12 protein-coding genes are annotated in these 13,255 nt (G+C 68.0%); 8 read left to right on the top strand and 4 right to left on the bottom strand.

Translation table 11 applies throughout. The features are described 5' to 3' along the window. The first annotated feature begins 80 nt into the window (after positions 1-80). Positions 81-1,772, top strand: coding sequence for a glycosyltransferase family 39 protein (locus tag RUU78_RS24220; RefSeq protein WP_313920343.1), 1,692 nt, complete (start codon positions 81-83; stop codon positions 1,770-1,772). A gap of 84 nt (positions 1,773-1,856) precedes the next feature. On the opposite strand, the gene RUU78_RS24215 is transcribed toward RUU78_RS24220, so the two are convergent. Then, positions 1,857-3,248, bottom strand: a complete 1,392-nt coding sequence (locus RUU78_RS24215) for a hypothetical protein (RefSeq protein ID WP_313920342.1) — start codon at positions 3,246-3,248, stop codon at positions 1,857-1,859. Positions 3,249-3,353: 105 nt separating this feature from the next. Between RUU78_RS24215 and RUU78_RS24210 the strand changes: the two genes are divergently transcribed. The 5 genes from RUU78_RS24210 to RUU78_RS24190 all read left to right on the top strand — a co-directional run bounded on the left by RUU78_RS24210 (position 3,354) and on the right by RUU78_RS24190 (position 8,849). After that, a complete protein-coding gene (locus RUU78_RS24210; protein WP_313920341.1) occupies positions 3,354-3,518 on the top strand; it encodes a hypothetical protein in 165 nt (54 codons plus the stop codon). Beyond that, positions 3,515-4,897, top strand: coding sequence for a sigma-54 dependent transcriptional regulator (locus RUU78_RS24205; protein ID WP_313920340.1), 1,383 nt, complete (start codon positions 3,515-3,517; stop codon positions 4,895-4,897). Before RUU78_RS24210 ends, RUU78_RS24205 begins: the two co-directional genes overlap by 4 nt. A gap of 169 nt (positions 4,898-5,066) precedes the next feature. Next, positions 5,067-7,496: a protein kinase gene (locus tag RUU78_RS24200; protein WP_313920339.1), complete on the top strand. Its 2,430-nt coding sequence runs from the start codon at positions 5,067-5,069 to the stop codon at positions 7,494-7,496. Then, positions 7,493-8,200, top strand: a complete 708-nt coding sequence (locus RUU78_RS24195) for an ATP-binding protein (protein ID WP_313920338.1) — start codon at positions 7,493-7,495, stop codon at positions 8,198-8,200. The genes RUU78_RS24200 and RUU78_RS24195 overlap by 4 nt, the downstream gene beginning before the upstream one ends. A gap of 4 nt (positions 8,201-8,204) precedes the next feature. Next, positions 8,205-8,849, top strand: coding sequence for a response regulator transcription factor (locus tag RUU78_RS24190; RefSeq protein ID WP_313920337.1), 645 nt, complete (start codon positions 8,205-8,207; stop codon positions 8,847-8,849). 4 nt (positions 8,850-8,853) lie between these two features. Here the strand turns inward: RUU78_RS24190 and RUU78_RS24185 are convergent, their stop codons facing one another. The 3 genes from RUU78_RS24185 to RUU78_RS24175 form a co-directional block, all read right to left on the bottom strand. Then, positions 8,854-9,666 (bottom strand): IPTL-CTERM sorting domain-containing protein, encoded by an 813-nt coding sequence (locus tag RUU78_RS24185; protein ID WP_313920336.1) that lies wholly within the window; start codon positions 9,664-9,666, stop codon positions 8,854-8,856. A gap of 80 nt (positions 9,667-9,746) precedes the next feature. Further along, on the bottom strand, positions 9,747-10,202 hold the full coding sequence (locus RUU78_RS24180) for a hypothetical protein (protein ID WP_313920335.1): 456 nt from the start codon (positions 10,200-10,202) through the stop codon (positions 9,747-9,749). Positions 10,203-10,316: 114 nt separating this feature from the next. Then, positions 10,317-11,213 (bottom strand): lipid A biosynthesis acyltransferase, encoded by an 897-nt coding sequence (locus RUU78_RS24175; RefSeq protein ID WP_313920334.1) that lies wholly within the window; start codon positions 11,211-11,213, stop codon positions 10,317-10,319. An 83-nt stretch (positions 11,214-11,296) separates the two neighbouring features. On the opposite strand from RUU78_RS24175, the gene dtd reads away from it, so the two are divergent. Both dtd and RUU78_RS24165 read left to right on the top strand, forming a co-directional pair. Further along, positions 11,297-11,737: a D-aminoacyl-tRNA deacylase gene (dtd, locus tag RUU78_RS24170; protein ID WP_313920333.1), complete on the top strand. Its 441-nt coding sequence runs from the start codon at positions 11,297-11,299 to the stop codon at positions 11,735-11,737. A gap of 105 nt (positions 11,738-11,842) precedes the next feature. Continuing rightward, the coding region (locus RUU78_RS24165; protein ID WP_313920332.1) for a sigma-70 family RNA polymerase sigma factor at positions 11,843-13,255 on the top strand (1,413 nt) is incomplete at its 3' end.

The following is a 13,255-nucleotide window of genomic DNA, read 5'->3' as shown; positions in this document are numbered from 1 at the left end:
TCTGGCTGGGTTGACGCCACAGCACACTGTGTACCGGCAAGGCACTACACTTCGCCCCGGTTCCAAGCCTGCAACAGCCCATGCCGCCATCGTTGCGTTTTCCTCCGGCTCCACCCCGCTGGCTGGTGCTCTGGTTCGCCGTCGCGCTGTTCGCGATCTTCCAGCACGGCCCCATGCCGCTGTATTCGACGCGGACCCTGGCCGTGGCGTGGGAAATGTGGAGCGAGAACCAGTTCCTCGTGCCGCACGTCAATGGCCACCCCTACAGCCACAAGGTGCCTTTGCTGTTCTGGCTGATCCATGCGGGTTGGGCCGTGAGTGGCGTCAACGACGTCTGGCCGCGGCTGATGCAGGTACTCATCGGCGGCGGCTGGCTGCTGGCCGCGGCCGCGCTGGCGCGTCGGGTGTTTTCGTTGCGGCCGTCGATCGCACGTCTCATGCCCTGGTTTCTGATCGCGCTGGCTTATCCGTTCCTGTTCGGCCTGCAGATCATGTACGAAGTGCTGCTGGCGCTGACCGTGGCGCTGGCGCTGCTCGCGCTCAGCGGCAAGCCGCGCTGGATCTGGTTCGCGCTGGCGCTCGGCGCCGGTCTCATGACCAAGGGGCCGGTGATGCTGCTGCATGTGGCCTTCCCGGTCCTGCTCGGCCCCTGGTGGAGCGAGCACGCGCGCGCCGATCGCAAGGGCTGGTATCTGCGCGGTGGCCTCGCCCTGGCCGGCGGTTCGGCCATGTTGCTGGCCTGGGCGCTGCCGGCCGGCTTCGCCGGCGGCGAGGCCTATCGCAACGAGCTGTTCTTCATGCAGACGGCGGGTCGCGTCGTCGACAGTTTCGATCACGCGCGGCCGTTGTGGTGGTACCTGCCGATGCTTGGTGTGCTGCTGTTCCCGTGGATCGGCTGGCCGCGGCTGTGGCGCGCGGTGGCCACGTTCGCGCGACCTATCGGCGACGGCGAGCGTTTCCTCATCAGCTGGTTGCTGCCGGTCTTCGCCGGGTTCTGCCTGGTGTCGGGCAAGCAGGTCTACTACCTGCTGCCGCTGCTGCCCGGCGTAGCGATGGCGCTGTCCTGCGCCCTGTCCCGGCAGGAGGTGCGCGGCAGCGGCACGGGACGTGTCTGGGGCGCCTGGCCCCTGGCGCTCGCGGCATTCGGTTTCGCGTTCCTGCTCGCCATCCTGCCGGTCTGGCTGGCGGCGGGCGAGCTGCGCTCGCACTGGCTGCACGATGCGGCGCGCTTCAGTCCATGGTTCGCGGTCGGCTTCGCCGCGCTCGGCCTGCTGCTGCTGTTGCCCGGCGAAGGCGAGCGCGAACTGCATCGCATCGCCGGCACGTCGCTGCTCGGCGTCGCGCTGGCGCATGCGCTGTTCGCGCACGCGCTGTTCCACAATTTCAATCTCGAACCGGCGGCGGGCGTGCTCGGCCGAGCCCAGGCCGAGCAGCGGCCTATCGCCAACGTTGGCCAGTACGAAGGCCAGTTCCACTATCTCGCGCGTCTGCGCGGCAGCATTGCCGAAATCGACATCGGCGGGATCGGCGAATGGGCGGCGGCGAATCCGCGCGGCCTGATCGTGCGCTATCCGGCCAAGCTCGATCCGCGCGCGCGCCGCTATGCGCTGCTGATCCAGCCGTTCCGCTCGCGCTGGCTCGAGATCTGGTCTGCGCCGACGCTGGCTGCGATCGAAGCGGGCCAGACCCCGGCCGAACCGGCCCAGCGCACCGCGCTGTATCCGCCGGACTATTGGCGCTACGGCGAGCCGGTCGAGCGCGAAGGCGAATGATCGGAAACCGTAGGCTGGGGTGCGCTCGCGCTTGCCCCAGCCTACGTTCACTGTCGCCCACGTCCCTCGCTCCTAGAGCGCTTCTCAGAGCTGGCGCAGGAACGCGACCAGATCCTTCTTCTCGCCAGCGTCGAGCTTCGTCTCCAGCACGAGATTGAAGAACTCGACCGTATCGTCGAGGGTGAGCAGGCGGTCGTCGTGCAGGTAGGGCGGCGAGTCCTTGATGCCGCGCAGCGGGAAGGTCTTGATCGGCCCGTCCGCGCTCGCCAGGCGGCCGTTGATGTTCTTCTGCTTGAAGAAGCGCTCGACCTGCAGGTTGTGCATCAGGTTGTCGGTGTAGTACGGCGGCGTGTGACAGGTGGAGCATTTGCCTTTGCCGAAAAAGACATCCTGGCCGCGCCGTTCGGCCTCGTTAGCGTTCTTCGGATCGAGCCTGCCGTCCCAAGCGAGTTTCGGCGCGGGCGGGAAGTCGAGCAGCGCTTGGAACTCGGCCATGAAATGCACCTGGCTGCTGCGTTCGAGAATGTTCACGCCCTTCTTCGTCGCCATCACCGGATCGCCGTCGAAATAAGCGGCGCGCTGCTCGAATTCGGTGAAGTCCTCGACCGTCTTGAGCGCGCGCTGCGAACCGAACAGGCGCTGGATGTTGTTGCCGCGCAGGCTCGGCGTGTCGATGCGATGGCGGTGTTCCTGCGGCCGGATGTCGCCGACCAGGTGCGTCGCCGCATTGGTGTGGCCGTTGGCATGGCAGTCGAAGCAGGCGACGCCGAGGCTCGGCCGTTCCGAACGCCGGTCGGCAGTCAGGTTGAACTGCTGCTGCGGGAACGGCACGACGAGCAGGCGCAGTCCTTCGAGCTGCTTGGGATTGAGCACCCCGTTGAACAGCGCGTAGTAGTTGTCCGAGGTGACCAGCTGGCCCTTGGCGACATCGCCGAGGTCGGGCCGCGTGGTCAGATAGATCGGTGCCGGGAACTCGGGCAGCAGGTGATCCGGGAAGTCGAAGTCGAGATCGAAGCGGGTCAGGTCCCGGCGCGCCTGCCTGTTGACTTCGTCGATCTGGAACTGCGGGAACAGCATGCCGCCTTCGCCGTGGTTGGGATGCGGCAGCGGGTAGAAGCCGGCCGGCCAGGCGTCCTTGTTCCTGATTTGCTCGGGCGTCATGCCGCCCAGCGCCTCCCAGCTCGATCCGGGCTTGAGCTTGACGCGCACGCCCTCCTGCACCGGTTTGCCGCGCGACATGGTCACGCCGCTCGCGGCGCGGTCGGCCAGGTCATAGCGTTCCTCCAGCAAGGCCTCATGACGCTGCTGGATCTGTGCCTTCTGTCCCTTCATGCGCGCCATCACGGCGCCGAAGTCCTCCTCGATGACGTTGGCATAGCTGGTAGGTCTGGGTGGGTCGGCAGCGTGCGCGCCGGTGCTGAGGGCGCAGAGCAAGGTCAGGCTGGCTATCGCGGGGAATTGCGTGGACCTGTTCATGGAGCCTCCGGGGTTGGGACTGAGGCGGATTTCCCCCTGAAGCCGCGTCACCGCGGCATGGCGAGCATGGGCCAGTGCGCGCTTGTATACCAGTCAACGAATCCGATGGCCGCGATTGAGCCGGTCAATGCTGCAAAGCCGCAATTTGCCGGGCTTCGGCCGTTGCCGGATGAGTCCGTCGGCACGGCGAACGATCGTGTGCGCGTGCCCGCGCCGCCAGAGAAAGACGCTATGCTGCCGGTCGCTTTTTCGCCACAGGGGCGGGCATGACTTCCGGCCACATTCTCGTCGTCGACGACGAACCCGATATCCGCAGCCTGGTGCAGGACATCCTGCAGGACGAGGGCTACCAGGTCAGCGTGGCCGAGAACGCCGCCACCGCGCGCGAGATGCGCCGCCAGGTGCGCCCCGACGCGATCCTGCTCGACATCTGGATGCCCGACACCGACGGCATCAGTCTGCTCCGCGAATGGTCCGAGCGTGGCAGCCTGAGCTGTCCCGTCATCATGATTTCCGGCCATGGCACGGTCGAGACGGCGGTCGAGGCGACCCGCCTGGGCGCCTACGACTTCGTCGAGAAGCCGCTGTCGCTGGCCAAGCTGCTGCTGACCGTCGAGCGTGCGCTCGAGGCCAGCCGCCTCAAGCGCGAGAACGAAGGCCTCAAGCGGCAGGTGCCGGTGCCGCTGGAACCGGTTGGTTCCTCGCGCGTGATGAATGCCTTGCGCGGCCAGCTCGAGCGCATGGCCGGCCACGATACCTGGCTGCTGCTCAGCGGCGAGGCCGGCAGCGGCAAGGAATCGCTGGCGCGCTGGCTGCACGAGAAAAGCAGCCGTCGCAACGGACCGTTCGTCACCGTCGCGTCCGGCTCGATCGCGCGCGACCACGCCGCGCAGACGCTGTTCGGTGCCGAGGAGAACGGCAGCGTGCAGCTCGGACTGCTCGAACAGGCCAACGCCGGCACCTTGTACCTCGACGAGGTCGCCGAGCTCGATCCGGAGCTGCAGCTGCGCCTGTCCTCGACGCTGGAGCGCCGCGCGCTGATCCGCTGCGGCGGACGCGAGCCGGTCAATCTCGACCTGCGCGTGATCGCGGCGACCGCGCAGGATCTCGACAGCCTGGTTGCAGCCGGGCGCTTCCGCGAGGAGCTCTACTACCAGCTCAAGGTCGTGCCGCTCGCGGTGCCCGCGCTGCGCGAGCGTGTCGAGGACGTGCCGGAGTTGCTGCAGTACTACGCCGACTTTTTTTCCAATCGCGACAAGTTGCCTTATCGCATCTTCCCGGTCGCGGTGCAGAACCGCCTGCGCAACTACACCTGGCCGGGCAACCAGCGCGAGCTGCGCAATCTCGTGCAGCGCCTGCTCATCCTGGGCGCCGCGCCGGAAGTGGAACTGGCCGAGGTCGAGCAGGCGCTCAGCGGCAGCACGCCGGCCCGCACGAGTGCGCGCAGCGACGGATTTGACATCGACTTCGGCCTGTCCCTGCGCGACGCGCGCGAGCAGTTCGAGCGGGCGTACCTGTTGCGCCAGCTGCAGGAAACCGGCGGCAGCGTCGGCAAGCTCGCCAAGCTCGTCGGTATGGAGCGTACGCACCTGTACCGCAAGCTGCGCGATCTGGGAGTCGATGTGAAGGCCGGTTCGCGCGAGGACTAGCAGGCTGTTGAGAAACAGCCTGCTAGCGCGATCCAGAATGGATCGCGCGAGAGTCGATCGCGTAAGCGATTGATTCTCGGAGAACGTGGGCAAGCTCCGCTTGCACCGTTCGATTGAGAAAGGGGCTTCCGCCCCTTTCTCAACAACCTGCTAGGGGCCGGGGGAAGGCATGCGCGACGAGGACGAAACCATTGCCGATTGCGTGGCCGCCGAGCCGGGCGAAGTGCTGCCCGCGCAGATCGGTCCGTACCAGGTGCTGGGCCTGCTGGGCGAAGGCGCGATGGGCCGCGTCTACCGGGCGCGCGAAAGCCAGCCGCCACGCGAAGTCGCGCTCAAGGTCATGCATGCGCTCGGCCGCAACGCGCTGACCCGTTTCCGGCGCGAGGTGGAACTGCTCGCCCAGCTAGAACATCCCGGCATTGCGCGGCTGTATGCAGCCAGCGATGCGGCGTTGGAAGGACAGTCGCCGCCGTGGCTCGCGCTGGAATACGTCCGCGGCCACGACCTGCTGGCGCACGCCAGCGGACGCGAACTCGGCGTTGATGCGCGCCTGCAGCTGCTGGTCGAGATCTGCCGCGCCGTGCACTACGCCCACGGGCGCGGCGTGATCCATCGCGACCTCAAGCCCGGCAACATCCTCGTCGACGCGAACGGGCAGCCCAAGGTGCTCGATTTCGGCATCGCGCGACTCGCCGACGGCCTGCCGCGCGAGGTCACGCAGTTCGGCCAGGTGCTGGGCACCGTGCCGTACATGAGTCCGGAACAACTGTCCGGCAACAGCGCTCAGGTCGACGCGCGCAGCGATGTCTACGCGCTGGGTTGCATCGCCTATGAGTTGATTGGCGGGCGCCTGCCGCATCCGCAGCTGTCGACCTCGACCTTGTTCGAGGCGATCGACATCGTGCGCCACCAGGCGCCCGATCCGCTGGGCCGCGTCAGCGCGGCGGCGCGCGGCGATCTCGACACCGTGGTCATGAAGGCGCTCGCGCAGGAGCCCGACCGGCGCTACAGCTCGGCCGCGGAATTTGCCGCCGACCTGCAGCGCGTGCGCGAGCACCGCCCGGTCGATGCGCGGCCCCCGACGCTGGGCTATCTGCTCGCGCGCTTCGTGCGCCGGCACCGGCTGGCCAGTGCCGCGGCGGCCTTCAGCGTACTCGCGCTGATCGTGGCCAGCATCGTGTCGCTGCGCCTGGCCTGGTCCGAGGCCGCCGCGCGGCGCGAGGCCGAATCGCGCGCGGCCGAGGCCGGCGCGGTCAGCGGCTTTCTCGAACGCATGCTCGTCTCGGCCGATCCCGAGCGCAGCCAGGGCGGCGATCTCACCGTGCGCAGCGTGCTCGATGCGGCGCAGGCGGAACTGCAGCAGGCCGGTCTCGCGCCGCTGGCCGCCGCGCGCGTGAACCTGACGCTGGCGACCAGCCTGCTCAAGCTCGGCGAGACCGCGCGCGCCGAGGCCCTGTTCGCGCAGGCGTGGGCTTCGCTCGACGCGGGCGCGCCGGTCGATCTGCGCGACGCGCTGCAGGTCGGACAGGCGCGCGCCCTGTATGCGCAGCAGAAATACGCCGCGGCGGACGCGTTGCTGGAACCGCTGCTGGTGCGCACCGAACCCTCGGTGCAGACGGCGATCCGCATCGACGCGCGCCTGGCCCAGGCCGAAGGCGTGCTCGCGAAAGGCAAGTCCGAAGCCAGTGAAGCGCTGCTGCGCCCGCTGCTGCGCGACGCGCAGCGCGATCTGGGCGACAGCCATGCGCTGAGCCTGGCCATCAGCCAGAACCTCGGCTCGACCCTGCGCCTGGCCGGTCGCTACGACGAGGCCATCGAACTGTCGCGCGCCTCGCTGGCCGTGCATCTGGCCAAGGTCGGGCCGGATCATCCGCAGACGCTGAACATGCGCAGCCTGCTCGGTGCGCTGTACGAACTGAAGAACGACGACGCCGCCGCCGAAACCGAATTCCGCGAAGTCATCGCCGCGCGCACCCGCGTACTCGGTGCGGGGCATCCCGCGACCGTCAACGCGCAGCAGGCGCTGGCCTCGTTCCTCGTGCGTCGCGGCGAGTCGGAGAAGGGCATCACGCTGATCCACGACGTGATCGAGGCGCGCCGCCTGCGCGGCGAGGACAACACACCCAACAACTTGCTCGCGCGCAACGTGTTGGCTTACGGTCTGGAAGACCTGGGCCGTCTCGCCGAGGCCGAGGCCGAGCTGCGTCGCGTCGTCGCTGCGCAAAGCCGCGACGGCGGTCCGGCCAATGCCGAGGCGATCGGCCCGCGCAACAACCTGGCCATGCTGCTGCTCAAGCAGAAGCGCGCCGCCGATGCGCTGGTGGAATTCGACGCACTGGACAAATGGATGCACGCGAACCTGCCGGCCGGCCATCCGTATTTCGCGATCTTCGCGAGCAACCGCGGCGAATGCCTGCTCCAGCTCGGGCGCTGGGACGAGGCGCGCGGCGTGCTGCAGGGCGCGCATCGTGATCTCACAGCGAAATTCGGCGCCGGCCATGAGCGCACGCGCACTGCGGCCGCCCGTCTCGCGACCGTGCATCGTCATTTCGGCGACGTCGCTGCGGCGACGTCGTTGGAAAGCGCGGGCAAACCATGATCCCGGCGCTGCTGGCGCTGTTCGGCGCGCTGCTGATGTTTCTCGCGGTCAGCTGGGGCCGCGAGCGGCGTGCGCATGCGGCGACGCTCGCGGCGCTGGAACGCGAACGTGGTTCGCGCGAACGCGAGATCGGCGAACAGGCCGCCGCGCAGGAACGCGAACGCATCTACCACGACCTGCACGACGATCTGGGCGCCAAGCTGCTCAGCCTGATCCACGGCGCGACCACGCCGCAGCAGGCCGACCAGGCGCGCGCTGCGCTGCAGGATCTGCGCGATACCGTCAGCCGTTCGCGCGGCACACCGGGCACGCTCGGCGACGTGCTCGCCGATATCCGCAACGAAGCACGGCAGCGCCTCGCCGCGGCACAGATCGAACTCAACTGGAACGAAGCCGGCGAGCTGCCGGATCCGGCGCTGCGCAGCGAGCAGTCGCTGCATCTGCACCGCATCGTGCGCGAGGCGATCAGCAACACCATCCGCCACGCCCACGCCGCGTCGCTGCGCGTGCGGGTCGCCTGTCGCGGCAACGAACTGCTGCTCGAACTCACCGATGACGGCCACCGCGAGATCCGCGACGGCAGCGGCACGCGCGGCATGCGCCAGCGCGCGCATGAGCTCGCCGGTGATATCCGCTGGACCGAAGGCACCGCCGGCGGCACCAAGGTGGTGCTGGTGTTCCCACTGCCGTCCGCGGCAGGATAGGCGCATGGATATACAGCGCGCCCTGGTCGTGGATGACCTCGCCGGCAGCCGGGACTGGCTGGCCCGTGCGCTCGCGCTCGCGTTTCCCGGCGTGGTCGTGCAGCCGGCGTCGACACTGGCCGAGGCGTTCGCGCTGATCGATCCGCCACCGCCGCTGGCCCTGATCGACCTGGGCCTGCCCGACGGCAGTGGTGTGCGCCTGATCGAAGCACTGCGCGCACAGCCCGGCCACACCCTGTGTATCGTCGCCACGGTCTTCGACGACGACGCGCACCTGTTCCCGGCCCTGCGCGCCGGTGCCGACGGCTATGTCCTCAAGGACCAGACACCCGAGGCGCTGGCCGACATCCTCAGCGGCATCGCCGCGGGCCAGCCGCCGTTGTCGCCGTCCATTGCGCGGCGCCTGCTGCGCCACTTCCAGCCCGAGCCGGTAGCGACGACGGCGCAGGAAGCGCTGACCGCGCGCGAAACCGATGTGCTGCGCCTGATCGCGAAAGGCCTGACCGTCGGCGAAGCCGCGACCATGCTCGACCTGTCGCGACATACCGTCGCGGGCTATCTCAAGGCCATCTACCGCAAGCTCAGCGTGAACTCACGCGCCGAGGCCGCGCTGGAAGCGACCCGGCGCGGCCTCGTCGGTCGCTATTGATCCCTCAGGCGCCGCGGCGCCACGCGAGCATGCCGCTGCCGGCCAGCAGCAACGCCATCAGCAGCATGCCGATGTTGCCCAGCGCCGGTACCGGCACGCGCGCCACCGGCGTGCCACCGCCGCCGCCGACCGGCGCGGAACCGAAGCCGTCGACATAGACATAGCCCGCATGCCCGCTCAGCGAGCAGTCCGCACCGATCACGGTCAGCGAGATCTGCTGGCCGACCGCGCTGGCCGGCAGCACCGCGTCGACGTTCTGGAACGGCAGGTACTTCCAACTGCCCGTGCCCGGCTGGAAGGTCACGCCGGGCTGGCCGGAATAGGCAAACTGTTCGAACAGCACGCTGTTGTCGGCAACGTTGCGCACGACCACGTAGAAGTAAGGCTGTTCGTCCGGCGAATGGGCCGGGTCGTCCAGCACCGGCGCGAACGAGAAGCGCAGGTGCGGCAGGCCGTCGGCCGGATCCACGTCCGCTGCGGTCACGGTGTCGGTCTGGGCCAGCGTGGTCAGTCGGGCGCCGGTGTTTTCGTCGTTGATCTTGGCCGTGTACTGGCCGACGCGCGGCAGTGTGATGCCGGGCGCGCGCGGATCGGCGCCTGCGCCGACGACGCTGGCCGGGCCGGGCGCACCCGGCGTGATCTGCACGCTGGCGCCGGTGAACGGCGGTGTGCCGGTCAGGCCGGGATTGCTGCCGCCGCCAACGGTCCAGCCGGTCAGGTTGTTCTGCTCGAAGCCGCCGTTGACGAAAACGGCGTGGCTGGCGCCGGCACAGGCGAGCAGGGAAACGGCGGCGATCAGGCGGATACGGTGGCGCATGACTTCTCCAGGTTTCGCTAAAGCCGCTATCGCGGCTCGAGGGGATGGCACCGCTGTCGCGGCGTGATGACGGAAGGGATTCACTCGATCGCTTGCTGCAGGCTGCTGCCGACGGCGATACGCATGCCGGGCAGCGCCTGCTGCGCGGACGCGAGCACCGCGGCGCGCTCGTTCGGCGGCGCATCGCGCATCAGGTCGAAACCGAAAGCGAACTGCCGCGCGCTGCCGAGTTCGGCACCGCGCAGGCTGCGCGCGATGCAGGGATTGCCGCGGAAGCAGCCCGTCTCGTGCACGCGCAGCACGCGGCTACGCCAGTCCTCGACCTGCGCGGCGCTCGTGCCCGGCGGGAATATGGCGACGTAGTCGAAGCGGGTCGTCGCGCCGATCGCGTTGCCGCTCGCCGCATCTGGCACGCGCATCACCTGCACGACGACGATCAGTGCGGCCAGCACCAGCAGCAGGGCCAGTCCGCGCCAGATCCGGCGCGAAACGCCGCGCGCCGGCCGCCTCGGCGCCAGAGCAGGTTGCAGGTCCATCGGATTTCCCCTGTAGCGGGTCGCGTCGGACAGAGCGACGTGACCGTATGGAGGGGATAGTAAAAATCGGTGACGGAATTCCGTACCCCGCGTTCAGGGGGTATGGCGTTTGCCTCAGCCGCGCCAGTACGGGTTGGGGCTGTCCGGGTCGGGCCGGAACTGGAAACGTTTGTAATGCCACTGGTACTGCTCGAAGGCCAGGTTCACGCAGTCCTCGACACCGCGGTTGAGCGCCGTCACCGCGGTGTGCAGGTCTTCGGACGCGATGCCCGCGGGCGCGGCGCGAAAATGCAGGCGGAAGCCACGCCCCTGCGGCAGCCGTTCGGCGAACGCGAACAGCACTGTCGCGCCGGTGCGCTGGGCCAGGCGCGAAACCAGCACCATGGTCAGCGCCGGCACGCCGAAGAACGGCGCGAATTCGCCGTCGCCCTGCTTGGGCTGCTGGTCGGGCAGGATGCCGACCACGCCGCCCGCCTGCAGGCGCTTGTAGAGGGTGCGCACGCCCGCGCCCTCGGCACGCACCTGTTCGGGCTTGAGTGCGCCGCGGGCCTTGAGCAGCAGCGGTTCCAGCGCCACATGGCGCGGCGGGCGGTAGACGATGGCCAGGTCGGTGCGGCTGCACAGCCAGAAGTTCAGCAGCTCCCAGCAGCCCAGGTGCGGAGCGGCGACGATGAGCCCGCGCTGGGAGGCCAGCGCCTCACGGAACAGTGCTTCACCGTGGACTTCGCGGACCAGCGCCAGCGCCTTTTCCGGCCCGGCGCCCCAGATCCGGGCGATCTCGGTGATCGACTTGCCGGTTTCGAGCAAGGTGCGGCGCGCTGTCCGCTGACGCTCCTGTGCATCGTATTGCGTATGTACCAAGGCAAGGTTGACCTCGGTGTGGTGGCGCACCTTGCCGCCGGACCACCACATGACGTGCCCGAGCAGCGCGCCTAGCCCATGCAGCAGGCGCAGCGGCAGCAGGCCGGCCAGACGCAGCAGGAAATACAGGATGGCGAGAGAAAGGCGCATGCGAACCGCGGATGGTAACGGCCAGATTGACCCGCTGGCCATGCTTGCGCACCATCGCGGCCCCCCGAAATCCGAGGAAGGCGATGATCGCCCTGATCCAGCGCGTCACCGCGGCGCGTGTCGAAGTGGACGGCCTCACGGTCGGTGCCATCGGTCCGGGCCTGCTGGCGCTGGTCGCGGTGCAGCCTGGCGACGGCGAAGCCCAGGTCGCCCGCATGCTGCAGCGTCTGCTGGGCTACCGCGTATTCGCCGACGAGGCCGGACGCATGAACCGGTCGCTGACCGACACGGCGGGCGGCCTGCTGCTGGTCTCCCAGTTCACCCTGGCCGCCGATACGGATTCGGGAATGCGGCCGAGCTTCACCACGGCCGCTGCCCCCGCGCTGGCCGAACAGTGGTTCAACCGCCTGGTCGAACTGGCGCGCAATACCCGGCCAGGGGTGGAAACCGGGCGTTTCGGCGCCCATATGCAGGTCCATCTGGTCAACGACGGTCCTGTCACCTTTCGTCTCGAAGTGCGTTGAAAGGCAGATACACCAGACCACGCTATGCCTGACGAAGTCCGTCCCACCGTGGCGACCTTGACAGGCTTCCTATAATCCACAGTCTTGCCCTCCAGCCGAGCCCCCATGGCCATCGAGAACACCACCCAGGACCAGCAGTCCGACCTCAAGCTCCTCATCGTGAAGGGGCGTGAGCAGGGCTACCTGACCTACGCCGAAGTCAACGACCACCTGCCTGACGATATCGTCGATCCGGAACAGATCGAAGACATCATCGGCATGATCAACGGCATGGGCATCGAGGTGCACGAAACTGCACCCGAAGGCGAAATGCTGCCGCAGGATGCGCCCTCCGCCGTCTCCGACGACGAGACCGCGACCGAGGAAGCGGTCGCCATCCTGGCCGCCGTCGATGCCGAGGTCGGCCGCACCACCGATCCCGTGCGCATGTACATGCGCGAGATGGGCACGGTCGAACTGCTGACCCGCGAAGGCGAAATCGCGATCGCCAAGCGCATCGAGGAAGGCCTCAACGCGGTGCAGACCGCGCTGGCCAGCTTCCCCTGGTCGATCCAGCTGCTGATCGAGGAATACGACCAGCACATCGAAGGCAAGCGCCGCCTGTCCGAAGTCATCGCCGGCTTCGCCGACGTGGAAGAGCCGCCGCCGGCCATCAGCGAGGAAATGCTCGAGGCCGACGACACCGCCGCGCCGGCGGCCGCCGTGGTCAAGGACGACGAGGACGAATCCGGCGACGGCGAGGAAGCCGGTCCCGGCGAAACCGGTCCCGACCCGGTCGAAGTGGCCCGCCGCCTCGACGAACTGCGCCAGTTCTACGCCAAGTTCCAGAAGACCGCGGAGAAATACGGCCTCGTCGACAAGAAAGCCCAGAAGCTGCGCGAGCAGATGGCCGAAGGCTTCCTCAAGCTCAAGCTGCCGGCGATCATGATCGACAGCTTCGTCAAGAAGCTGCGCGATGTCGTCGGCAACATCCGCAACCATGAACGCATCATCATGGATCTGTGCGTCAAGTACGCAAAGATGCCGCGCAAGGACTTCCTGCGCGCGTTCCCGGGCCACGAGATCGATCTGGACTGGACCGAGGAACTGATCCGCAAGAAGCAGAAGTGGTCCTCGGGCGTGCGGGCGCACAAGGACGAGATCGTCGGCGAGCAGGAAAAGCTCGTCGCGATCGAGAAGGGCCTGTTCCTGTCGCTGCCGGACATCAAGGAAATCAACCGCGCCATGTCGATCGGCGAGGCCAAGGCCCGCCGCGCGAAGAAGGAAATGGTCGAGGCCAACCTGCGCCTGGTCATCTCGATTGCGAAAAAGTATACGAATCGCGGCCTGCAGTTCCTGGATCTGATCCAGGAAGGCAACATCGGTCTCATGAAGGCGGTCGACAAGTTCGAATACCGCCGCGGCTACAAGTTCTCCACGTATGCGACGTGGTGGATCCGCCAGGCCATCACGCGTTCGATCGCCGACCAGGCACGCACCATCCGTATCCCGGTGCACATGATCGAGACGATCAACAAG

Source organism: Tahibacter sp. (assembly GCF_032229445.1).
Lineage (GTDB): Bacteria > Pseudomonadota > Gammaproteobacteria > Xanthomonadales > Rhodanobacteraceae > Tahibacter.
Note: the sequence above shows the minus strand (reverse complement) of the source record. Positions and strands in the feature narration are given on the sequence as shown.

What these genes read in the sequence shown, in the direction of transcription:
- RUU78_RS24220 (WP_313920343.1), top strand. Translation starts at nt 81, where the DNA reads ATGCCGCCATCGTTGCGTTTTCCTCCGGCTCCACCCCGCTGGCTGGTG.
- RUU78_RS24215 (WP_313920342.1), bottom strand. Translation starts at nt 3,248, where the DNA reads ATGAACAGGTCCACGCAATTCCCCGCGATAGCCAGCCTGACCTTGCTC.
- RUU78_RS24210 (WP_313920341.1), top strand. Translation starts at nt 3,354, where the DNA reads ATGGCCGCGATTGAGCCGGTCAATGCTGCAAAGCCGCAATTTGCCGGG.
- RUU78_RS24205 (WP_313920340.1), top strand. Translation starts at nt 3,515, where the DNA reads ATGACTTCCGGCCACATTCTCGTCGTCGACGACGAACCCGATATCCGC.
- RUU78_RS24200 (WP_313920339.1), top strand. Translation starts at nt 5,067, where the DNA reads ATGCGCGACGAGGACGAAACCATTGCCGATTGCGTGGCCGCCGAGCCG.
- RUU78_RS24195 (WP_313920338.1), top strand. Translation starts at nt 7,493, where the DNA reads ATGATCCCGGCGCTGCTGGCGCTGTTCGGCGCGCTGCTGATGTTTCTC.
- RUU78_RS24190 (WP_313920337.1), top strand. Translation starts at nt 8,205, where the DNA reads ATGGATATACAGCGCGCCCTGGTCGTGGATGACCTCGCCGGCAGCCGG.
- RUU78_RS24185 (WP_313920336.1), bottom strand. Translation starts at nt 9,666, where the DNA reads ATGCGCCACCGTATCCGCCTGATCGCCGCCGTTTCCCTGCTCGCCTGT.
- RUU78_RS24180 (WP_313920335.1), bottom strand. Translation starts at nt 10,202, where the DNA reads ATGGACCTGCAACCTGCTCTGGCGCCGAGGCGGCCGGCGCGCGGCGTT.
- RUU78_RS24175 (WP_313920334.1), bottom strand. Translation starts at nt 11,213, where the DNA reads ATGCGCCTTTCTCTCGCCATCCTGTATTTCCTGCTGCGTCTGGCCGGC.
- dtd (WP_313920333.1), top strand. Translation starts at nt 11,297, where the DNA reads ATGATCGCCCTGATCCAGCGCGTCACCGCGGCGCGTGTCGAAGTGGAC.